Origin of the sequence: Hafnia alvei, assembly GCF_034424155.1 — a bacterium.
Taxonomy (GTDB): Bacteria; Pseudomonadota; Gammaproteobacteria; order Enterobacterales; family Enterobacteriaceae; genus Hafnia; species Hafnia alvei.
Window position 1 is genome coordinate 458,923 of sequence record NZ_CP139992.1, and the last position, 21,901, is coordinate 480,823.

Annotated in this window: 22 protein-coding genes; 15 read left to right on the forward strand and 7 right to left on the reverse strand. The window is 49.1% G+C overall.

Annotation, left to right across the window (positions count from 1 at the left end):
* Nucleotides 1-209: 209 nt before the first annotated feature.
* The 4 genes from U0008_RS02085 (at nucleotide 210) to U0008_RS02100 (ending at nucleotide 3,479) form a co-directional block, all read left to right on the forward strand.
* Nucleotides 210-716 carry an FxsA family protein gene (locus U0008_RS02085; RefSeq protein WP_025798668.1) on the forward strand — a complete coding sequence of 169 codons (507 nt, stop codon included), beginning with the start codon at nucleotides 210-212 and terminating at the stop codon, nucleotides 714-716.
* Nucleotides 717-949: 233 nt separating this feature from the next.
* Nucleotides 950-1,243, forward strand: coding sequence for a co-chaperone GroES (locus tag U0008_RS02090; protein ID WP_008814807.1), 294 nt, complete (start codon nucleotides 950-952; stop codon nucleotides 1,241-1,243).
* Between the two features lie 60 nt (nucleotides 1,244-1,303).
* Nucleotides 1,304-2,947 (forward strand): chaperonin GroEL, encoded by a 1,644-nt coding sequence (gene groL / locus U0008_RS02095; RefSeq protein ID WP_043490612.1) that lies wholly within the window; start codon nucleotides 1,304-1,306, stop codon nucleotides 2,945-2,947.
* A 184-nt stretch (nucleotides 2,948-3,131) separates the two neighbouring features.
* Nucleotides 3,132-3,479, forward strand: coding sequence for a DUF4156 domain-containing protein (locus U0008_RS02100; RefSeq protein ID WP_025798672.1), 348 nt, complete (start codon nucleotides 3,132-3,134; stop codon nucleotides 3,477-3,479).
* 69 nt (nucleotides 3,480-3,548) lie between these two features.
* Here U0008_RS02100 and dhaM read toward each other — a convergent pair whose 3' ends face one another.
* The 4 genes from dhaM to U0008_RS02120 all read right to left on the reverse strand — a co-directional run bounded on the left by dhaM (nucleotide 3,549) and on the right by U0008_RS02120 (nucleotide 7,944).
* Nucleotides 3,549-5,009 carry a dihydroxyacetone kinase phosphoryl donor subunit DhaM gene (gene dhaM / locus U0008_RS02105; RefSeq protein ID WP_043490614.1) on the reverse strand — a complete coding sequence of 487 codons (1,461 nt, stop codon included), beginning with the start codon at nucleotides 5,007-5,009 and terminating at the stop codon, nucleotides 3,549-3,551.
* A gap of 33 nt (nucleotides 5,010-5,042) precedes the next feature.
* Complete coding sequence (gene dhaL, locus U0008_RS02110) at nucleotides 5,043-5,672, reverse strand: dihydroxyacetone kinase subunit DhaL (RefSeq protein ID WP_025798676.1); 630 nt, start codon at nucleotides 5,670-5,672, stop codon at nucleotides 5,043-5,045.
* Nucleotide 5,673: 1 nt separating this feature from the next.
* Nucleotides 5,674-6,744 carry a dihydroxyacetone kinase subunit DhaK gene (gene dhaK / locus U0008_RS02115; protein WP_043490618.1) on the reverse strand — a complete coding sequence of 357 codons (1,071 nt, stop codon included), beginning with the start codon at nucleotides 6,742-6,744 and terminating at the stop codon, nucleotides 5,674-5,676.
* A 99-nt stretch (nucleotides 6,745-6,843) separates the two neighbouring features.
* Entirely contained in the window at nucleotides 6,844-7,944 is a 1,101-nt protein-coding gene (locus U0008_RS02120) for a glycerol dehydrogenase (RefSeq protein WP_043490621.1), read from the reverse strand.
* A gap of 505 nt (nucleotides 7,945-8,449) precedes the next feature.
* On the opposite strand from U0008_RS02120, the gene U0008_RS02125 reads away from it, so the two are divergent.
* The 3 genes from U0008_RS02125 (at nucleotide 8,450) to U0008_RS02135 (ending at nucleotide 10,722) form a co-directional block, all read left to right on the forward strand.
* Nucleotides 8,450-9,133, forward strand: coding sequence for a DUF1190 family protein (locus tag U0008_RS02125; RefSeq protein WP_043490623.1), 684 nt, complete (start codon nucleotides 8,450-8,452; stop codon nucleotides 9,131-9,133).
* A gap of 2 nt (nucleotides 9,134-9,135) precedes the next feature.
* Nucleotides 9,136-10,296, forward strand: a complete 1,161-nt coding sequence (locus tag U0008_RS02130; protein ID WP_043490625.1) for a glutathionylspermidine synthase family protein — start codon at nucleotides 9,136-9,138, stop codon at nucleotides 10,294-10,296.
* Between the two features lie 267 nt (nucleotides 10,297-10,563).
* Complete coding sequence (locus U0008_RS02135) at nucleotides 10,564-10,722, forward strand: Hok/Gef family protein (protein WP_025798685.1); 159 nt, start codon at nucleotides 10,564-10,566, stop codon at nucleotides 10,720-10,722.
* Nucleotides 10,723-10,882: 160 nt separating this feature from the next.
* Here the strand turns inward: U0008_RS02135 and cadA are convergent, their stop codons facing one another.
* Together cadA and cadB are read right to left on the reverse strand one after the other, a co-directional pair.
* Nucleotides 10,883-13,102: a lysine decarboxylase gene (gene cadA / locus U0008_RS02140; protein WP_025798687.1), complete on the reverse strand. Its 2,220-nt coding sequence runs from the start codon at nucleotides 13,100-13,102 to the stop codon at nucleotides 10,883-10,885.
* Nucleotides 13,103-13,207: 105 nt separating this feature from the next.
* Complete coding sequence (cadB, locus tag U0008_RS02145) at nucleotides 13,208-14,536, reverse strand: cadaverine/lysine antiporter (protein ID WP_025798689.1); 1,329 nt, start codon at nucleotides 14,534-14,536, stop codon at nucleotides 13,208-13,210.
* A 494-nt stretch (nucleotides 14,537-15,030) separates the two neighbouring features.
* Between cadB and U0008_RS02150 the strand changes: the two genes are divergently transcribed.
* The 6 genes from U0008_RS02150 to ruvX all read left to right on the forward strand — a co-directional run bounded on the left by U0008_RS02150 (nucleotide 15,031) and on the right by ruvX (nucleotide 19,414).
* Nucleotides 15,031-15,564 carry a SprT family zinc-dependent metalloprotease gene (locus U0008_RS02150; RefSeq protein WP_043490627.1) on the forward strand — a complete coding sequence of 178 codons (534 nt, stop codon included), beginning with the start codon at nucleotides 15,031-15,033 and terminating at the stop codon, nucleotides 15,562-15,564.
* A 129-nt stretch (nucleotides 15,565-15,693) separates the two neighbouring features.
* The gene (gene endA / locus U0008_RS02155; RefSeq protein ID WP_043490630.1) at nucleotides 15,694-16,404 is read left to right on the forward strand and encodes a deoxyribonuclease I; all 711 of its coding nucleotides are present in this window, start codon (nucleotides 15,694-15,696) and stop codon (nucleotides 16,402-16,404) included.
* Between the two features lie 122 nt (nucleotides 16,405-16,526).
* On the forward strand, nucleotides 16,527-17,258 hold the full coding sequence (rsmE, locus tag U0008_RS02160; RefSeq protein ID WP_025798695.1) for a 16S rRNA (uracil(1498)-N(3))-methyltransferase: 732 nt from the start codon (nucleotides 16,527-16,529) through the stop codon (nucleotides 17,256-17,258).
* Between the two features lie 9 nt (nucleotides 17,259-17,267).
* Nucleotides 17,268-18,221: a glutathione synthase gene (gene gshB / locus U0008_RS02165; protein WP_040046342.1), complete on the forward strand. Its 954-nt coding sequence runs from the start codon at nucleotides 17,268-17,270 to the stop codon at nucleotides 18,219-18,221.
* A gap of 207 nt (nucleotides 18,222-18,428) precedes the next feature.
* Nucleotides 18,429-18,992: a YqgE/AlgH family protein gene (locus U0008_RS02170; protein WP_043490633.1), complete on the forward strand. Its 564-nt coding sequence runs from the start codon at nucleotides 18,429-18,431 to the stop codon at nucleotides 18,990-18,992.
* Nucleotides 18,992-19,414 (forward strand): Holliday junction resolvase RuvX, encoded by a 423-nt coding sequence (ruvX, locus tag U0008_RS02175; protein ID WP_025798700.1) that lies wholly within the window; start codon nucleotides 18,992-18,994, stop codon nucleotides 19,412-19,414. The genes U0008_RS02170 and ruvX overlap by 1 nt, the downstream gene beginning before the upstream one ends.
* Before the next feature lie 102 nt (nucleotides 19,415-19,516).
* Here ruvX and U0008_RS02180 read toward each other — a convergent pair whose 3' ends face one another.
* The gene (locus tag U0008_RS02180; RefSeq protein WP_043490635.1) at nucleotides 19,517-20,533 is read right to left on the reverse strand and encodes a type IV pilus twitching motility protein PilT; all 1,017 of its coding nucleotides are present in this window, start codon (nucleotides 20,531-20,533) and stop codon (nucleotides 19,517-19,519) included.
* 22 nt (nucleotides 20,534-20,555) lie between these two features.
* Here U0008_RS02180 and U0008_RS02185 point away from each other — a divergent pair, with 22 nt between their 5' ends.
* Both U0008_RS02185 and U0008_RS02190 read left to right on the forward strand, forming a co-directional pair.
* A complete protein-coding gene (locus U0008_RS02185) occupies nucleotides 20,556-21,269 on the forward strand; it encodes a YggS family pyridoxal phosphate-dependent enzyme (protein WP_043490637.1) in 714 nt (237 codons plus the stop codon).
* Nucleotides 21,270-21,342: 73 nt separating this feature from the next.
* On the forward strand, nucleotides 21,343-21,897 hold the full coding sequence (locus U0008_RS02190) for a YggT family protein (RefSeq protein WP_025798710.1): 555 nt from the start codon (nucleotides 21,343-21,345) through the stop codon (nucleotides 21,895-21,897).
* Nucleotides 21,898-21,901: the final 4 nt, after the last annotated feature.

Below are 21,901 nucleotides of genomic sequence, written 5' to 3' on the forward strand. Positions count from 1 at the left end.
TCAAGTTTCAGGTGTTTACATATCTGTGATTACTCTCACAGATAAAGAAAATAACCCACAAGAGTTATAGGGTTGAAAACGTATAAAATGCCACCACTTGTCATATATAGACTGTTTTTAGACATATATGCTGTTAAATTTTAACTATCTCAGTTGTTCTTTAATGCAATACTCATCATTAGAAAGCACTGCAATTTAGGAGAAGGATGTTGCGCTGGTTACCGCTCATGTTGGTATTTCTGTTTGTTTATATAGAAATATCTATTTTTATTAAGGTCGCCGCAGTGCTTGGGGTTGCCCTGACATTGTTGCTCGTGGTCCTGACTTCTTGCCTCGGGGCTTCGCTCGTTCGTCATCAGGGAATGAAAACGCTGATGCAGATGCAGCAGAAGATGGCGATGGGGGAAAGTCCAGCCGCAGAAATGGTGAAAAGCGTTTCGTTGGTGATGGCGGGCTTTTTGCTCATCCTGCCCGGTTTTTTCACCGACTTTTTAGGCCTGCTGCTAATTTTGCCTCCGGTACAAAAGCATCTAACGCTTAAACTATTACCGTATTTCAGTTTTTCTCGCTCCGGCGGCAGTTTCGGTGGCGGTGATTTTGGTGGATCTCAAGGTGGGAACACCTTTGACGGGGAGTTTGAACGCAAAGATGAGAACCGTCCGCCGCTAGATAATCGTCTCGATCATAAAGACGATAGATACAAAGACGACAAATAAGCGTATTAGTGTTTCATTCTTAGCAAAGGCGTGGCACATTTCGGCCGCGCCTTTTCTTTTATTGGCTCTGCCTCGCAGAGGTTGAAGAAAAACACAAATTTTTTACTTATCCCCCCTTGAAGGGGTTGTTGGTTGCCCCAATCTGGTAACCACGAGTCCGAGAGCGGAGGGTGTTCCTCTGGCTTCGGCGTTCAACCCTAAACGATATGGACCTTCTCAAAGGAGAGCTATCAATGAATATTCGCCCATTGCATGACCGTGTAATCGTCAAGCGTAAAGAAGTCGAGTCCAAATCAGCTGGCGGCATCGTTCTGACCGGCTCCGCTGCAGGTAAATCTACCCGTGGCGAAATCGTCGCTGTCGGTAAAGGTCGCATTTTGGAAAATGGCGAAGTGAAGCCGCTGGACGTTAAAGTTGGCGACATCGTTATTTTCAACGATGGTTACGGCGTGAAAGCAGAGAAGATCGACAATGAAGAAGTGTTGATCATGTCCGAAAGCGACATCCTGGCTGTAGTCGAAGCGTAATAATCGCTTCTTTTGACAACGCATAATCTTCTTAACTGAATAAGTTTAAAGGAAAGAACAATGGCAGCTAAAGACGTAAAATTTGGTAGCGACGCACGTGTGAAAATGCTTCGCGGCGTGAACGTACTGGCAGACGCAGTGAAAGTGACCCTGGGCCCTAAAGGCCGCAACGTCGTTCTGGATAAATCTTTCGGTGCGCCGACCATCACTAAAGATGGCGTGTCTGTTGCTCGTGAAATCGAACTGGAAGACAAGTTCGAAAACATGGGTGCACAGATGGTTAAAGAAGTTGCCTCTAAAGCGAACGACGCTGCAGGTGACGGTACTACCACCGCAACCGTACTGGCTCAGGCTATCGTTAACGAAGGTCTGAAAGCCGTTGCTGCTGGCATGAACCCAATGGATCTGAAACGCGGTATCGACAAAGCTGTCGTTGCTGCGGTTGAAGAACTGAAAAAACTGTCTGTGCCTTGCTCTGATTCCACTGCAATCGCTCAGGTAGGTACTATCTCTGCTAACTCCGACGAAACCGTGGGTAAACTGATCGCTGAAGCGATGGAAAAAGTTGGCAAAGAAGGCGTTATCACCGTTGAAGAAGGCACCGGTCTGCAAGACGAGCTGGACGTGGTTGAAGGTATGCAGTTCGATCGTGGCTACCTGTCTCCATACTTCATCAACAAGCCAGAAACGGGTTCTATCGAACTGGAAAGCCCGTTCATCCTGCTGGCTGACAAAAAAATCTCCAACATCCGCGAAATGCTGCCAGTGCTGGAAGCCGTTGCTAAAGCAGGTAAACCACTGCTGATCATCGCTGAAGACGTTGAAGGCGAAGCGTTGGCAACGTTGGTGGTTAACACCATGCGTGGCATCGTGAAAGTGGCTGCGGTTAAAGCTCCAGGCTTCGGCGACCGTCGTAAAGCTATGCTGCAAGACATCGCAACGCTGACTGGCGGTACCGTGATTTCTGAAGAAATCGGTATGGAACTGGAAAAAGCAACGCTGGAAGATCTGGGTCAGGCTAAACGTATCGTTATCAACAAAGACACCACTATCATCATCGATGGTATCGGTGACGAAGCTGCGATTCAGGGCCGTGTTGGTCAGATCCGTAAGCAGATCGAAGATGCAACTTCTGACTACGACCGTGAAAAACTGCAAGAGCGCGTAGCTAAACTGGCTGGCGGCGTTGCAGTTATCAAAGTCGGTGCTGCTACCGAAGTTGAAATGAAAGAGAAGAAAGCACGCGTAGAAGACGCCCTGCACGCAACTCGCGCAGCGGTAGAAGAAGGCGTGGTTGCTGGTGGTGGTGTTGCCCTGATCCGTGTTGCTGGCAAAATCGCTGGCCTGAAAGGCGCTAACGAAGACCAGAACGTGGGTATCAAAGTTGCGCTGCGCGCAATGGAAGCTCCTCTGCGTCAGATCGTTATCAACGCCGGTGAAGAAGCCTCTGTTATCGCCAACAACGTGAAAGCGGGCGAAGGCAGCTACGGTTATAACGCTTACTCTGAAGAGTACGGCGATATGATCGAAATGGGTATCTTGGATCCAACCAAAGTAACTCGTTCTGCTCTGCAGTACGCAGCGTCTATCGCTGGCCTGATGATTACTACCGAATGCATGGTTACCGATCTGCGTGATGATAAAGCAGATATGGGTGCCGCTGGTGGTATGGGCGGAATGGGCGGAATGGGCGGCATGATGTAATTTCCTTTGTCGCTGAGGCTGTTGAGTTTTTGAATCGGCAACCAGTGACACGGGTTATGGCATAGCCATCCTAACGTTCTAAATAAAACCCTCGCTTCGGCGGGGGTTTTGTTTTTTTATAAGCGTAATTTCCTGATTCTGGTAATATTCGGACGTGACTTTCTACACATCAATGGGGAAGAAGATGCGGATTAAAGGTTTATTGGGCCTGACGGCAGTGATGCTGTTGGCTGGCTGTAGCTCGACGACGCAGCTGGACACCGCAGGTCAGCAAATTAAATTCACTGATACCAAGCCAGGCACTGAATGCCAGCTGTTGGGCGAAGTAACGGGTTCTCAAAGCAACTGGATGTCTGGTCAGGGCGGAGAGTCTAGCTCTATGCGCGGCGCAGCAAATGATTTACGTAATAAAGCCGCAGCCATGGGTGGCAACGTTATCTACGGCGCAGTGAGCCCAAGCGAGAACTTCTGGTCTAGCTTTGCACCGCTAGACAGCAAGATGAGCGGCCAAGTGTATAAATGCCCTAATTGATCGATGGGTGTTGAAACACAAAAAACCGAAGATAAATACTTCGGTTTTTTTATTGGCTGAAAAGTAAAACTAACAACCTAAAATCACTTCCCCGCGTGCTGCATTCAAGGTTATTTTTTGTCCTTCCTGCGCTTGTTTCAAGCTATCGCCCACGCCAACAATCATTGGAATACCCATAGCATTCGCTAAAATAGCGGCATGGGACAGGGCGTTGCCTTGGGTGAGTACGATGCCCAGAACCAAGCGGCGGTCGAGCATAATGGCATCTGAAGGCATCAGTTCACGCGCTAATATAATGGACGGTACGCTCGGGTTTTGTATTTCCTGGGTTTCGCCCGCCAGATGAAGCAACGTGCGCTGTAAAATATCCCGAATGTCTAATTCACGCGCTTGCAGGTATTCGTCGTCTAATTCTCGGTATGCATCCGCCATCTCGGTTAGCTCAGTCTGCCAAGCTGTTTCGGCGCTGCATAGCTGGCTCGCGATGCGGTTAAAAGCCGAGTTTTGCAGGTCGGGATCGTCGATGAGCATACTGTGTGCGCCGAAGATCCCCGCGTGCTGTTTGCCGAGTAGTTGGTTCGTGCGATCCGCAAGTCGATTAAGATCCTGCAACGTTTTAGCAATGGCTTGACGTAGCCGCTGCTGCTCGATCTCCACGCGATCCGACAAAATTGGATGATTGGGTACATTGATATCCTGTGTGGGCAGGACAAATGCGGGGGCGCTAACCTGCGTATCCATCACTGATTTGCCTTGTAGTGTTAGACCGCCGCTGATATCGGATGTAATAATTTCGCCAAAGTTTGTCTGCGCCAACTGTTGAAACGCTGCCAATGCTTCTTTTGCCTGCGTACCTTTGGCGACTAGGCGGATTTCATCGCCTTTCCGCACCTGTAATAACGCCAGTTGGTTAAGGCTGCGCGGATCGGCATGGCGATTTCCTTTTACGTCATCGATCTTATACAGCACCAGTTCGGCATCAAAAGAGGCTAAGGCGTTAGCGAGCTTAGCGGCAGGACGAACATGTAATCCATTTGGATTTAACACGTTCCAATTGACGCCTTGGTCGTCGCAAGATAGCGAAGCAGCCTGATTAGGCGCTGGGGCATGAGTGGGTTCTTGCTCACCGAGCTGGGCTTTTTTGGCTTGGAGCGCTGATTGAGCTTCGCGTTCGACAGCTTCCAGTGAAGCGCCCGCCGACGCCGCAACGACCGCGGCTAACGTACCTTCGACGAGGGGGGCGGAACAAGCTTTAACGTGCGCGCTCATTTCAGGATCAAGCAGTTCCAGCGCCGTTTCAGCGCTGAGTAATGCACTGCCGAGATCCATCATAATCAACACGCCAGAGGGATCGAATACCTCTTCGATCGCCTGCATCACTTTAATCGCGTCAGTGCCTATCGGATGATCGGGATCGTCCACCCCAGCGGCAACAGCTAAGCGGCAGCCGTTTTGGATCATTTGGGCGGCGAGTTCTGCTACGCCATCAGCCAGTTTTGCGCTGTGAGATACTACAACGATGTTGACCATAATTTATTCCTAGTGCATTGAACGAAACGGCAGCTAGTGGGTGACGGCTGCTAAGGTTTGCATCATCAACCACGCAGAGGTTGCGCCCGGATCTTGATGGCCAATACTGCGCTCGCCCAAATAGCTGGCACGACCTTTACGGGCCTGCATGGTGATGGTGCTTTCCAATCCCTGGCGAGCAGCTTCAACGGCCAAATCTAGCGCCTGTGGCACCGGCAGATCTTTTTGGCTCGAGGCTTCAAGTGATGCCACGACAGGCCACCAAACGTCACACATAGTTTTGTCATTCGGTTCTGCTTTGCCGCGGCTAACCACGCCTTCCACGCCTTCTTTCAGCATTTGAGTGAGTTCGATAAGCGACAGGCTTTGTTTGGCGGCGGTGCTTTGCGATGCACGAATAAAGAAGGTGCCGAATAGCGGGCCGCTGGCTCCTCCTACGCTGGAAAGTAGCGTCATGCCTGTGTTTTTCAGGATGAAACCAATGTCTTTATCGGCGAATGAAGGCAGCTTTTCGACGACTTTATTAAAACCTCGGTTCATGTTTAGACCGTGGTCGGCGTCGCCGATTTCGGTATCGAGCTGGGTGAGAAAATCTTTCTGTTCGGCAAATACATCGCCGCAGCGCATGAGCCAGTTAACGATCTGTTGTTTAGTCAGTGACATATTACATTCCCCAACGTAAAGCCGGTGTATTGACGGGTGCATCCCAAAGAGACAGCGTTTCTTGGTCAACTTTTAGCAGCGTGATTGAAATACCCTGCATATCGAGTGAGGTGCAGTAAGAGCCGATTAATTTACGCTCAATGGTGAGGCCTAGTTCTGCGCAGCAATGTTGCAGGCGATGATAAACGCCATACAGTTCGGAAAGCGGCGTTGCGCCTAGATTATTGACCAAAGCGATGACGCGATCGCCTTTTTGCAGCGGCTGTTTGGATTGCGTTTGTTCTTTCCATTCACCTGCGTTGCGATCCCAAGAACGCAGCGTGCGCTGATATTTACCATGGGCGAGCAGAGTGGCAAACATCTCATCGACGGTTTGATTGAGCGTGGTAAATTCACGGCGTTCAATGCCGGGTTCGCCGTGGATACCCACACCAAATTCCATCACGTTATCGGGCAGGGTAAAGGACGGTTTTCCTGCCGCAGGAACAGTACAGGCCTGAAGCGCGATGCCAATCGAATGGCCTTCGTTGTTGAGTTTATGCCCCAATTCAACGAGCTGATCGAGTGAATCACCGCGAGCAGCGGCTGCGCCAAGTAGCTTTTCAATCAGTACCGTGTTGGCAACACCGCGGCGACCGGCGGTATATAAACTGTCTTTTACTGCCACATCGTCATCGACCAAAATTGTGCCGACCTGAGTGCCGCTGTCATGCAGCAGTTCTGCCGCGGTTTCAAAATTTAAAACGTCGCCGGTGTAGTTTTTGATGATCATCAGCACGCCTTTGCCACCGTCGATGGCTTGGCCGCATTCATACATCTGATCCGGCGTTGGCGATGTGAAAATCTCGCCCGGACACGCGCCGTCGAGCATACCTTCGCCGATAAAACCGCAGTGCATAGGTTCATGGCCGCTACCACCGCCGGAAAGGATACCGACTTTGCCAGCCACGGGGGCGTCGGCGCGGGTGACAAATACGGGTTCTTGGTGAAGCGTTAATTCGGGGTGGGCTTCAACTAATCCGAGAATTTGTTCGTGTAATACGGTTTCGACTTGGTTGATTAGCTTTTTCATTAAAAAGGCTCCGGTGAGATCCGTGTTTGATGTGCCTTATCCCAACCTCCCTCGTTTTTAAGAAACAGGAGGTTGGGGGCGACTAAAAGTATCTACGGTTTATTTCAACCACGCCTGACCCAAACGGTCGGCGGCCAAGATGGCAGCGAACACTTGTTCTGGAGTGACTTTGAACGGCATGTTGTGAATAGTTTCACCTTCGGCGCAGCTGGCTTTGGCTACCGCCATGATTTTTTCTTCTAACTTATCGTCGGCCTTAACGCCCATTTCTTTGAGCGTGACAGGCAGGCCGACCTGTAAACAGAAATCGAGCACGGTTTCGATCTGCTCACTGCTGCTGTTTTGCAGTACGAGCTGAGTCAAAGTACCGAAAGCGACTTTTTCACCGTGATATAGGTGGTGGCACTCTTCCAAAACGGTGAAGCCGTTATGGATTGCATGCGCCGCTGCTAAACCGGAGCTTTCAAAGCCGATGCCGCTCAGGTAAGTGTTGGCTTCAACGATGCGTTCTACTGCGGTGGTCGCCACTCCAGCTTCAACGGCCAGCTTCGCTTTGTAGCCTTCTTCAAGCAGGGTTTCGTAGCACAGGCGAGCCAATGTCACGGCCGCGAGCGTTGATTCACCGCCAGCCATGCTGACAGCGTGTGCGTCGTAACAGGCTTGAGCTTCGAAATAGGTAGAGAGTGCGTCGCCCATACCCGCAACCAGTAAGCGCACCGGCGCTTTGGCAATGATGGCGGTGTCCATCACAACCATATCTGGGTTGGTTGGATACATCAGATACTCTTCAAACTCGCCTTCTTCACTATAGATGACGGAAAGGGCACTGGTTGGCGCATCGGTAGAGGCGATGGTTGGCACAACCAGAACAGGAAGTTTTTGATAAAACGCGATGGCTTTGGCGGTATCTAGCGTTTTCCCACCGCCGATACCAATCACGCCTTGGCAGCCGTGTTTTTTCAGTTCTTCAATCAGGCGATTGATTTCTTTATGGCTACATTCGCCGCCAAACAGGGCGAAGTGGCCCTCAACATCGTGCTGTTTTAAGCTGCTGCCAACGGTATCGCCTGCAAGTTTCATCACAAAATCATCAGCGATAACAAAGTAGTTATTGGCTAACATTTTTGCGTACTGACCGATTGATTGCAGTGCGTTGGCACCTTGAATGTATTTGGATGGAGACTGGATGACTTTCAACATAATAAAGCTCCTCAATAAATCACTAAGCAATTGGATTAAAACCTAAGCGCATAACTTCCAAATTTCGGAAGCGGGACATTTATTGGTGCTGTTATTTCTCTGTAGATGACTATACGGCGAAAAAAAAGACAAAAAACAAAGCGGGTTTACGTTCCATTTTGAAACGATATGGCAGTCTGTTTGTTTCAAAGCGAAACGCAAAAAGAGCGTGAAGAGGTGAAAGAGAGACCTGTCGCACATTCCTCTTTCTGGCTGTGTAAATCACCGTATGAATAGGCTGTTACGCTTTAAATTTAAGCAGCTTTAACCTATGCTAACGGGTAACTGGGACACATAGGCACAATTTTTGTATACCCTTCTTATTTGAAGCTGCTTCTGCGTTGGTTGCTTTCGCTCATCCGAATGACTTACTGGTGTAAGTTCGTCGGGATTTGCCGCTTTGACGCCGCTCCAACTAATTGGGATATAACCTAAGCAAGCCTGTGAAATAAGAGGAAATTCACCAATGAAACGGACCAAGAATATTAACCGCGATGCTTTCCGCAAAAGCTGGCGTTTTGCGCCAGTGGCTATTGCCGTAAGCGCCGTGTTCATGCTGGCAGGCTGTGAGAAAACGGATGAAACCGTATCTCTGTATCAAAACGCAGACGACTGTAGCAACGCGAATCCTTCAATGAGCGCTCAGTGCAAAGAGTCATATCAAAATGCGCTGAAAGAAGCGGAAAAAACCGCGCCGAAATATGCGTCGCGTGAAGACTGTATTGCCGAGTTTGGCGAAGGCCAATGTACTCAGGCCCCAGCTCAGGCCGGTATGGCTCCGGGCACTAATGGCGAAGCGCAGGCTCAGCCTCAGCAGAGCGGCAGCTTCTGGATGCCTTTGATGGCAGGTTACATGATGGGCCGAATGATGGGTGGTGGTGCATACAACCAACAGCCACTGTTTAGCTCTAAATCAGCCGCAAGCCCTGCTAATGGTAAATTTGTGGATGCGACCGGCAAAAGCTACGGCCCTGCAACCGCTGGTGGCCGTACCATGAATGTACCGAAAACGGCGATGGCTCCAAAACCAGCAACGACCTCAACCGTAACCCGCGGTGGCTTTGGTGAGAGCGTGGCTAAACAGAGCACTATGCAGCGTAGCAATGCCGCGACCGGAAGCAAATCCGGCACCCGCAGCATGGGTGGCTAAGCATGAAACGTGTACCTATTAGTGAGCGCCCGGACTGGCGCGAAAAGGCCACCGAATACGGTTTCCAATTTCATACCATGTATGGCGAACCTTACTGGTGTGAAGATGCTTTTTATCAGTTCAGCATGGCACAGGTTGAAGAGCTAGAAGAGACCACGGCTGAACTGCATCAGATGTGTTTAAAGGTGGTTGAGAAGGTTATCGCCAGCGATGAGCTGATGACGAAATTCCAAATCCCTAAACACGTTTGGGAGTTTGTTCGTAGCTCTTGGCGCACCCAGCAGCCTTCTCTGTATTCTCGTCTGGATTTGGCCTATGACGGCGTGAATCCAGCTAAGCTGTTGGAAAATAATGCAGATACGCCGACGTCGCTGTATGAGTCTGCGTTCTTCCAATGGATTTGGCTTGAAGATCAAATCGCATCTGGAAAACTTCCGCAGGATGCAGACCAGTTTAATAGCCTGCAAGAGAAGCTTATCGAACGCTTTACCGAGCTGAGAGAAGCGCATGGTTTTGGTTTGTTGCACATGGCGTGCTGTCAGGATACCGAAGAAGATCGTGGTACCGTTCAGTATCTGCAAGATTGCGCTCATGAAGCCGGTTTAGCCACCGAGTTTGTGTTTATTGAAGACATTGGCTTGGGCGAACGTGGCCAGTTCACGGATACGCAGGATCAGGTGATTAGCAACCTGTTCAAACTGTATCCGTGGGAGTTCATGCTGCGTGAGATTTTCTCTACCAAGTTGGAAGATGCCGGTGTGCGTTGGTTAGAACCCGCATGGAAAAGCATCATTTCTAACAAAGCGTTGCTGCCGATGCTATGGGAGATGTTCCCTAATCATCCAAACTTGCTGCCAGCCTATTTTGCCGATGGTAACCAGCCAGAGCTCGATCACTACGTGGTTAAACCGTTGTTTTCTCGCGAAGGCGCGAATATCCGCATCGTAGAAAACGGTAAAGAAGTGGCAAGCGTGGATGGCCCTTACGGTGAAGAAGGGATGATCATTCAGCAGTTCCACCCGCTACCAAAGTTTGGCGACAGCTATGTGCTGATCGGCAGTTGGCTGGTGAACGATCAGCCTGCGGGGATGGGCATTCGTGAAGATCGTAGCCTGATCACGCAAGATCTGTCGCGTTACTATCCGCATGTGATTGTGGACTGAGTTTGACTACCTGCCGTGGGATATCTGCGAAGCGTTTTGCAGTTATTCGCGTAACTCTGATGTAACGGCAATATACGCGCGATAGCTAAGCATTGTTTGGATAGAATCACGGCGGGTGCTTGAGGCTTTTTGCCTGAAGCATGAAATGTGTGGTGAGGTAGAAAGTAAAAGCCCCAGGTCAACTTACATTAACCTGAGGCAATCCTAACCACATCCAAGCAATGTGAGGATAGCCTCTTCAATGCAGCAATGCAATTGGAGGCTTTGATGTCGCGTAAGCTGTTGCTTTACGGATTAATAGTGATGTGTTTTACGCTATTGATCTTTACCTGGATGGTACGTGGTTCGCTGTGTGAGCTACGAATTAAGCAGGGAAAAACAGAGGTTGCCGCGTTCTTAAACTACGAAGATAAGCACGCGTTGTAACGGTAATATGTAACGGCAAAATCAGACTGGGATGGCGCCTAACCTTCCCAGTCTTCTCAAATTGTTTTCATGCATGGTTGGCTCTCAGGCACCCGCTTTATCCCCATCATGACAAGAACCCATCATTCAGGAGATAAGCGTTACCTGTAACTTCTCGCCGTTATGACTTCTTCGCCGCTGATGGTTTTTTACCCGGCGCTTTCTTCACCGTATCACTCGGTTTATCACCCGGTTCATCTGCGCCTTGTTTCAGCACCACGACCATGTATTTACCCGTTGCACCATCACGATGAACGCCGTGAATATCCGTTTCAAAGCCCGGATAGTGTGCGCCAATTTCACAAAGCATCTGCAAGAAGCTCAGAACTGGGCGGCTCTCCTTGGTGAGCATTTCTCCCGGCATAACCACCGGAACACCCGGAGGATACGGTAGGATCATGTTGGCGCTGACTTTCCCTAACATATCATCCAAGGCACATGGCTCAATATTGCCACGCACTTCTTCTTGGAACGCATCATGCGGCGTCATTACCAGCTTTGGTAATACCTCGAATGCACGATACATCAGGTCTGGTAGATTGTGGTGTTTCACCAGAGCATGAATCCCCTGAGCCAACTCCTGAATTCGCATCTCTTTATAGAAATCAGGCGCTTCGTTGTAGAGCGATGGCAACACATTTTTCACGCGCAGGTTGAGGTCATACACGCGTTTGAAATCGGTTAATGCCCGCAACAAGCTCAACGCCTTGGTTTTATCGATCCCGATACTAAACAGGAAGAGCAGGTTATATGGCCCTGTTTTTTCCACGATGATGCCGTGCTCATCCAGATATTTCGATACGATCGACGCCGGTATCCCTTCCTCTTCCAGCGTGCCATTTGGGCTTAAACCTGGGGTCAGCAGAGTGACTTTGATCGGATCCAGATACATATGATCGTTGTCGATGTTCGGGAATCCATGCCATTCATTACGTGGATTGAGTGGCCAGCAAGCAACCTCGTCAATGTTATCCGGCTGCCATACGTCAAAGAACCAGCCATCAGATTCTGTGCGTAAGCGGCGGATCTCTTTACGGAAACGGATCGCTCGTTCAATTGAACCGTTAATTAAACGCTTACCGGCGTTGCCCTTCATCATGGCCGCTGCGGTTTCCGTCGACGCAACGATCCCGTAATGCGGTGATGTTGAGGTATGCATCATATAGGCTTCATTGAAGGTTTCTTCGTTGATCTCACCTTTCACGTGGATCATCGATGCCTGCGAGAATGCCGCCAGCAGTTTGTGGGTGGACTGAGTCTCGTAGATGATTTTCCCCGGCACACGTTCACCGCTCATCCCTGCTTTGCCTTGGTAAATCGGATGGAAATTGGTGTAAGGCACCCACGCCGAATCGAAGTGAATCGACTTAACATCGAGCGTGTTTTTGATGTATTCGGTGTTGTAGAACAGACCGTCATAGGTGGAGTTAGTGACTACCGCATGCACGGGCCATGTGGCATTGGGCGTATTTTTCACTTTCTCTTCGATGCTAGCGCGGGTGAATTCGCTTTGCGGTATCCCGCCTAAAATACCGTAGGCGTTACGGGTTGGGCGCAGATAGACGGGGACAACGTTGCTCATCATCATCAAATGGGTCAATGATTTATGGCAGTTACGGTCTATCAGGATAGTGGCACCGGCAGGAGATGAATACATGCCGACAATTTTATTCGCCGTAGATGTTCCGTTGGTTACGATATAGCTGCGATCGGCGTTAAACGTGCGCGCGATATACTCTTCAGCGTCACGGTGTGGGCCGCTATGATCGAGCAGCGATCCGAGTTCAGATACGGAGATCGAGATATCCGAACGCATGGTGTTTTCACCGAAGAAATCATAGAACAGGCTACCGACAGGGCTTTTATCGAACGCTGTTCCGCCCATATGCCCCGGCGTACAGAACGTGTATTTCTCTTCTTTGACGTATTTGAACAGCGCCTTGGTCAGCGGTGGCAGAATGGTATCAATATACTGATCGGTGCTTTGGCGGATCTTGGTGGCAATGTCTTGCGCGCTGCCTAATGCATATTCAAAGAAGCGAACGTTAAGACGCAGATCGCTCATGTTAACGTCAAGCGTCGAATAGGTGTTGGCGAAGGCATAAATTGGCAGCAGTTTGTTGAGCTCGCTGATTTCAGCGCTGAGTTCGAGGTTATATTTATCCCAGTCGAAAATGACGCCACACAGACGGGAGTTGTTTTCAATCAGCTTCAGCAGATCGTTGCGGTCTTTGGGATAAGCAATGCGGAAGCCTTCCTTCTCTAACTCTTGATGCAGCTCGCGCAGGGGTTCTTCCTTAAAATAAGCGCTTAAATCGTTCATGATGGCAATGATATTCATGCAAAACTCTCCAGACTTCTGTGGGCTGGGTTATTAGCACAGAGGCGAAAATTTATCCTCTGTGCTGTGTGCTGTTACCAACTTGCGTGTTAATAGTTGAGTGGATTAAGACTGACTATCCGTCGGTGTGGTTAATTTCTCTTGGTTTCTACCCATCTTACGAGAGTAGAACATCAGGATGATCAGGCTGATAATGAAGGTTCCCGCCAATTCGAAGGAGTTGGCCCCCATCAGGGCGATAAAGCAGAATACACAGCCCAGTACGGAAGCGATCAAGCTGAGAATGTTTTTCAGGTTTGCACCGTCAAAACGGATCAGGTCGATACAAGAGTAGAAGTACGGCAGCATAGTTAACAACACGGCAATCCCCGTTAACTCACCGAACAGATCCGATGCTTTACCGCCGCTGGCGTTCATCACCGTAATCAGCACCATCAACACCGTCATTTTAATCGCAGCTAAGAACAGGCCTTTTCTTGGAATGCCGTCTTTATCCATTTCACCGTAGACTTTCGGGAAGTTGCCGTCATGCGCGGCGCGAGCACCTGCCTGACCGACCAACATCATCCATGAGCCTAAAGACGTTAAACAGGCGAACGCGGTAAATGCAGAGACTACCGGCCCTGCCCAGCTACCCACCATGGTGGAAGCACTGATCGCAAACGGAGCGCCTGATGCCGCCATCTGTGAGGCTGGGTACATACCGGCAATAACCTGAGTTGCGGCGATATAAACGATACCGGCAAGGAATGTCCCTAACATAGTCGCGATAGGCACGTTACGTTTTGGATTTTCCACCATACCAGTACTTACCGCGGCGGATTCAACGCCGATAAAGGCCCACAGACATAACAGAATACTTTTAATGACGGCATGATAATCGGTGCCCCCTGAAGTATTCCAGTTCGCCTGATAGGTTCCCATATCAAACCAATACCAACCTGCAACACCAGTACCGATAACGGGAATAAGCACTAACACTAAGCCAATAGTGGTTAAGCGGCTGACCCAAGCGCCGCCGAGCATATTGACGAAGGTAAAGATCCAAACAATAGCGATACAGGCAATCCCCGCCGGAATCGGGTTGTTAAACATTGGGAAAAAGGTAGAAAGGTAAGAAACGGCGGTAATGCCGATAGCGAGGTTACCAATCCAGTTAGCATGGTAATAGAGCACCCCGGTTTGGAAACCGAAGGCAGGCCCGATTTCACCCGCGTAGGCGATAGGACCACCTTCTTGCGGGTTTTTGGTTGCGAGTCGGGCATAAACGTAAGCCAATGAAATTGCACCGATCAGCGCAACAACCCAACCTATAATTGCGATAGAACCTAAGCTTGCAAGGTTAGCGGGAAGCAATGCGATCCCGCTTCCCATCATATTACCGGCAACAACACCGGTGCAGGCAATGAGGCCAATTTTCTTTGCAGATGCCATAAACTGCCACTCCCATAATAATTATTAAGCTCGACCAATAGACGTAATCTTATTGCGTCAATTGCTTAGCAATACTCACCACGAAAATAAGTATAGGTAATAATTCATATTTTGCAGTGGCACTAATCCCTAAGGGTATTTATTTTTTATTAAGTAAATTCAATGTGATATATATCACTAGCATAAGTGTGGAATAATTCAATGTGGCTATGGGTGGATAAATAATGTTATTTATCAGTGAGGTGTAAAAAAAACGTTGTGTAAATAGAAATGATTAATTTATGAAAAACAATAAACTAACTGATGAATATCAATTTATATAAATTCGTAAATGAACCTTATCAATTAAGCTGGTTTAATCTAACTAAAGTGCTAGAGATGAATTAAAGAGTAATTATTTATTAATATCATTAGGAATATTGTTATAAATAATAAATTTTGTCTGGTTTTGAATTGCAGTTGCGAGCGACGTTTTCTCTGATTATCCTATCGGCATGACACAACGTTCTCCTATCTCTCGACGAATCCCGATTGCTCAGCAACAGGCCGTTATGCAGTGTTTGCGCAATGCTTTAGCGCAGGCTAACGCACAGCTTAAAACTCAATATCCTGAGCCCAAAATCAGCTATCAACAGCGCGGCACCACGGCGGGAACTGCGTGGTTGCAAGATTGGGAAATCCGCCTAAATCCTGTGTTGCTCCTTGAGAACGGGCAGGAATTCATTGATGAAGTTGTGCCCCATGAACTGGCACATCTCTTGGTCTATAAGCAGTTTGGTAGGGTTGCCCCTCATGGCCGTGAATGGCAGTGGATGATGGGGCATGTTCTCGGTATTGAACCGCGTCGGACACATAAGTTTGGCGTAGAGACGGTGAGTGGGAAAACGTATCCCTATCGCTGTGGTTGCCAACTCCACCAACTGACCGTGCGCCGCCATAATAAAGTGATGCGTAAAGAATCTGAATACCGCTGTCGCCAGTGTGGACAGTTACTAAGTTTCAGCCCCGGCGCAATTTCTGAACGTTAAAAATTTCCCAAAGTGCTTAATAACCACTCAAATCCTCATTTATTCACAATTTAATTCCATCAGTGTTTGCGTGGCTAAGGCGGATTGTCTACCCTGCGGCCTTTTCCGTATCTATGTTGTTTTTGGAATATGCTTCGCAAAATTTCATACGCGCTGACGTTTTCAGTACTTCTGGCTTGTCCATTTTTAGGACAGGCGCAAAAAATCAATAATTTCACTCAGGCCAAAGCGGCTGCGGTTAAAGTAAATCAGGATGCTCCGGGCTCCTTCTACTGCGGCTGCCAAATTGAGTGGCAAGGAAAGAAGGGTATCCCCAATCTGGAAAGTTGCGGATATCAGGCGCGTAAAAATCAGAATCGCGCCTCACGTATTGAGTGGGAGCACGTGATGCCCGCGTGGCAGTTTGGCCACCAAATGCAGTGCTGGCAGGACGGCGGGCGTAAAAACTGCGCCAAAATACCGCAATATGTGAAGATTGAAACCGATCTGCATAACTTGCAGCCCGCAGTGGGGGAAGTGAACGGCGATCGTAATAACTTCATGTATAGCCAATGGCGCGGTGGCGAAGGACAGTACGGGCAATGCCCGATGAAAGTTGATTTCAAAAACAAACAGGCAGAGCCACCTGCTCGTGCCCGTGGGGCCATTGCTAGAACCTATTTCTATATGCGCGATCGATACAGCATTCGTTTGTCTAAACAGCAAACCCAGCTGTTTGACGTCTGGAACCGCCAATATCCTGTCACCGAGTGGGAGTGCACGCGCGATCGGCGGATTGCCAACATGCAGGGCAACCATAATCCTTATGTTCAGCAGGCCTGCGAGGCTTTCAAAGGCTGAGTGTTTGCCGTTTGTCGTGAAGATTGGCATTGTTCCCACTCCAACCTTTATAATCCCACCTATATTTTTTACAGCGCCGTGCTGCGGCGCTTATCTCATCATTCATAAGGATGATCTACTTCATGCGTATTCCTCGTATTTATCACCCTGAACGCCTTGATGCGCCTTGCGAAATTGATCTTAGCGAAGATGCTGCGAATCACGTTGGGCGAGTTCTGCGCATGAGCGAAGGGCATGAGATCCAGCTATTTGATGGTAGTAACCAGATTTTTACCGCGCATATTATTTCGGCCAGCAAGAAAAACGTTCGGGTGAGCGTACAGGCTGGTGTAATCGACGATCGTGAGTCGCCGCTGCATTTGCATTTGGGGCAGGTGATTTCACGTGGTGAAAAGATGGAATTTACTATTCAAAAATCCATTGAGCTCGGTGCGAGTATTATTACTCCGCTGATTTCTGAACGCTGTGGCGTTAAGTTAGATGCTGAACGCATGGCTAAGAAATTGGGGCAGTGGCAAAAAATTGCGATTGCTGCCTGCGAGCAGTGTGGGCGGAATGTGATCCCTGAAGTTCGCCCAACGATGCTGTTAGAACAGTGGTGCGCCGAACAGGATGATTCTCTGAAGCTGAATTTGCATCCGCGTGCCAATGCGAGTATCAACACATTACCGCTGCCCGTTGAACGCGTACGTTTGCTGATTGGCCCAGAAGGGGGATTATCCGCCGATGAAATTGCCATGACCGCAGGCTACCAATTTACTGATATTCTGTTAGGACCTCGTGTATTACGCACAGAGACCACCGCGCTGACAGCCATAACCGCACTTCAGGTTCGCTTTGGCGATTTAGGCTAGGAGAAAAGAATGATTAAGCTTGGCATTGTGATGGACCCGATTTCTTCCATCAATATCAAAAAAGACACCAGCTTTGCGATGCTGCTCGAAGCGCAGCGCCGTGGCTACGAACTGCACTACATGGAAATGAACGATCTTTACATGTATGTGGGTGAAGGGCGTGCGCGCACTCAATTACTGAGCGTGAAAGAAGATAAAGCAGGCTGGTATGAGTTCCACGGCGAACAGGATATTGCGCTGTCCGATCTCGACGTCATTTTGATGCGTAAAGATCCTCCGTTTGATACCGAGTTTATTTATGCCACTTATATCCTTGAGCGCGCGGAAGATAAAGGCACCCTGATCGTCAACAAGCCACAGAGCCTGCGTGACTGTAACGAAAAGCTGTTTACCGCATGGTTTGCCGATTTAACGCCGGATACCTTGGTCACGCGCAAAGCGGAGCACATTCGTGAATTTTACGCTAAGCACGGTGACATTATTCTGAAACCGCTCGATGGCATGGGCGGCGCATCGATTTTCCGCGTAAAAGCAGAAGATCCGAATCTGTCTGTGATTATTGAAACGCTGACCGAACACAGCAGCCGTTTCTGCATGGCACAGAATTTCCTTCCCGCGATCAAAGACGGTGACAAGCGTGTGCTGGTCGTGGACGGTGAGCCGGTTCCTTACTGCTTGGCGCGTATTCCAAAAAGCGGTGAAACCCGTGGCAACTTGGCCGCCGGTGGACGCGGTGAAGCGCGTCCATTGACCGAAAGCGATTGGGCGATTGCGCGTAAAGTTGCGCCAGTGCTGAAAGAGAAAGGCCTCATCTTTGTTGGTTTAGACATTATCGGCGATCGCCTGACTGAAATTAACGTCACGAGTCCGACCTGTGCGCGTGAGATTGAAGCCGCATTCCCTGATGTGTCCGTGACCGGCATGTTGATGGATGCGATTGAAAAGCGTATTGGTAAGAAGTAATTTTTTACCCCCGACCTGCTTGCGCGATATATGTTTGATCGTGCTTGCAGGTAGGGGTTATCTCCCGTGACATCCAGCCCAAAAATTCGCATACTGAAATTTCAGGATGAAATCACTATACCCCTGCACCTCAAAGGGCGGCGGGTATATTCACTGAATACACTTTAGTGAACACATAAACAAATACAGCGAGTTGAAGCCACGACGATGAATTTAGCGCATCATTTTCTTATAGCTATGCCTTCTATGCAGGACAGCCGATTCAAACGTTCCGTTATTTATGTGTGTGAGCATAATAAAGACGGCGCGATGGGTTTAGTCATCAATAAACCACTGGAACAGCTCACTCTGGGATCCCTATTGGAAAAGCTAAAAATCACACCCGAGCCAAGAGACGAGAAAATTCGGTTGGATAAACCGGTTATGTACGGTGGCCCATTGGCAGAAGATCGTGGTTTTGTGCTGCATACCCCACAGACAAATTTCGGCTCCAGCGTCGCGATTTCCGCTGAATGCATGATGACAACGTCTCGCGACGTGCTTGAAACGTTGGGAACTCAAGCACAGCCAAAAGATATTTTGGTTTCCTTGGGATATTGCAGCTGGGAAGCAGGGCAGTTGGAACAAGAGCTGCTGGATAATGCGTGGCTCACCGTTGAAGCCGATGCTCACATCCTATTCCATACGCCAATTTCAGAACGCTGGGTTAGCGCGGCTAAAAAACTGGGCGTTGATATTCGCAATATGGCTACTTCAGCAGGACACGCGTAATGGGTAACAGAACAATTATCGCTTTCGATTTTGGCACTAAAAGTATCGGTGCTGCGATTGGGCAAGAGATTACAGGTACGGCGCGGCCACTGGCTTCATTTAAGGCGAATGAAGGTTCACCAGACTGGACAAAAATTGAAAAAATTTTAAAGGAGTGGCAGCCCGATCTCGTGGTGGTTGGGCTACCTCTCAATATGGACGGCACGGAACAACCGGTTACCGCTCAGGCGCGAAAGTTTGCTAATCGCATTCATGGTCGTTTTGGTGTGCAAATTGCTTTGCACGATGAACGCTTGAGTACCGTCGAAGCGCGATCGCATCTTTTTGCCGGTGGCGGCTATCGTGCGTTGGATAAAGGTAGCGTCGATGCAGCTTCTGCGGTGATTATCCTTGAAAGCTGGTTTGATCAGCAGGTGGGATGAGCTGATTAATAATGGTAGAACAAGACAGGATGATCATCCTGTCTTGTTCTACCGGCCGCAGAAAAATGGCAAATTGTAGCTACATTGACCTTAGTGAGCAGGTTAGTGGCCCTGGTCATTTTTTATCCTCCCAAGTATTCCTTGTGCGTTTAATCGAGCAATATCTTGCTCAAAACTTAGCATTCCTTGCCGTTGTCCCGTTTGTAGGACGGTAGCTATCTGGTGCGCTTTTTCTTCACGGATTAAGTTACTGACGGCAGGAGTATTGAGCAGAAACTCAAACGCGGCGACTCTTCCTCCTCCTTGCTTGGGCAAAAGCTGCTGTGCCAGCACTGCTTGTAGGCTGCCTGCGATTTGTGTACGTACAAAATTTTTCTCTTCTGCAGGAAAAACATCAATCAGCCGTTCTACCGCTTGTGCGGCACCTCGCGTGTGTAGCGTCGCTAATACTAGGTGGCCCGTTTCTGCTGCCGTGAGGGCTAAACGAATGGATTCTGCATCGCGCAATTCCCCCAGCAATATGACGTCGGGATCTTCTCGTAACGCGGCGCGCAGTGCTTGGTTGAAGCTGGGTACATGAGAGCCAATTTCACGCTGTTGGATAAGCGATTGCTGTGGGATATGAATAAACTCCAAAGGATCTTCAAGCGTAATAACGTGCCATGGCTGATGGCGGTTTATATGGTTCAGCATGGCGGCAAGCGTTGTGGATTTGCCGCTGCCGGTTGCACCACAAACCAAGATGAGTCCTGAGCCAACCTCAAGGAGATGGGTGAGCGCCGCTGGCGCAGATAAATCATCCAGCGTCGGGATGGTATTTGGGATAATACGTAGGGCCAGCGAGGGGCCATGTAATTGCTGGAAAGCATTGACTCTGAGCCGGATGCCCCCATGTAGGTTTAAGGCGAAATCGACCTGATGCTGTTGTCGCCATAGGGTATCGGCCTCGGTGGGCAGATGCATCGCAAGCCAAGAGTCAATCTGGCGCGATGTTATCGGCTCAGCTTCTATTGTTTGCAGTGAGCCGTCGATACGAAGAATGGGCGGATATCCAGTGCAAAGATGCAGATCTGATGCGTTTTGCTTTACACTACGGGCCAATAAATCACAAAAATCCATTTAACCTCCTGAGCCAAAAATTATGAATAGCACTATCCAACAAAATTTAGAGGCCGTCAGGAGCCGTATTAGCGCTGCGGCTCAGGATTGCGGCAGGTCTCCAGAAGAAGTTACGTTACTTGCAGTCAGTAAAACTAAGCCTGTGAGCGCCATCGAAGAAGCGATTGCCGCAGGGCAACGGGCCTTCGGTGAAAACTACGTGCAGGAAGGGGTGAGCAAGATCCAGCATTTTGCACAGACGCCTCACGGAGCAGAGCTGGAGTGGCACTTTATTGGCCCACTGCAATCTAATAAAAGCCGCTTAGTTGCAGAGCATTTTGATTGGATCCATACCATCGATCGTGTGAAAATTGCTCAGCGCCTGAATGAACAGCGCCCAGCCGAATGCGCGCCGTTAAACGTGCTGATCCAAATAAATATTAGTGACGAAAGCAGCAAATCAGGTATTGAGCTGAGCGAACTTGATGCGTTAGCGGCGCAGGTCGCTGAAATGCCAAATCTTCGCCTGCGTGGTTTGATGGCCATTCCAGCGCCAGAAGAAGACCCTGCGAAGCAAAAAGCGGTGTTTGACCAAATGGAACAGGCGTTTTTGGCTCTTAAAACGCAGTATCCGCATATTGATACGCTATCGATGGGGATGACCCATGATATGGCGGCTGCGATTACCGCAGGCAGTACGCTGGTTCGCATCGGTACCGCGATTTTTGGTGCCCGTGATTACGGTACAACTTCATAATAATTATCAGTTTATAGACTGATTATTTTAATTTTCTTACTTACCTTACCATTTAACGGATAAAGGGTTTTTCATGCTAACACTGACTTTCTTGGTCAAAACTGTCATTGACCTTTACGTCATGATTTTATTGCTGCGGATCTGGATGCAATGGGCACGCACTGATTTTTATAATCCACTGTCGCAGTTTATTGTGAAAGTGACTCAGCCAATTGTAGGGCCGCTGCGTCGCGTAATCCCTTCACTGGGGCCGATTGATTCGTCTTCGCTGCTGGTGGCATTTTTGCTGATGACGATTAAATATCCGTTGTTGCTGTTGATCCAAAGCGGAGAGATCTCGCTTAGCCCGTACAACCTGCTATTTGGTCTGATTTCCGTTATTAAATCTGCGGGTTATTTGGTGTTCTGGGTAATTATCATCCGTTCTATCATGAGCTGGATTAGCCAAGGCCGCAGCCCAATGGATTATGTTTTGATGCAGCTGACTGAGCCGTTGATGTCGCCGATACGTCGTTTTCTTCCTGCGATGGGCGGCTTAGATTTTTCAGCCATGGTCGTGATCTTGGTGCTGTATATGCTGAATTATCTCGGCATGGATCTTCTGGGGCAGCTCTGGTTCTTGCTGTGAGTGG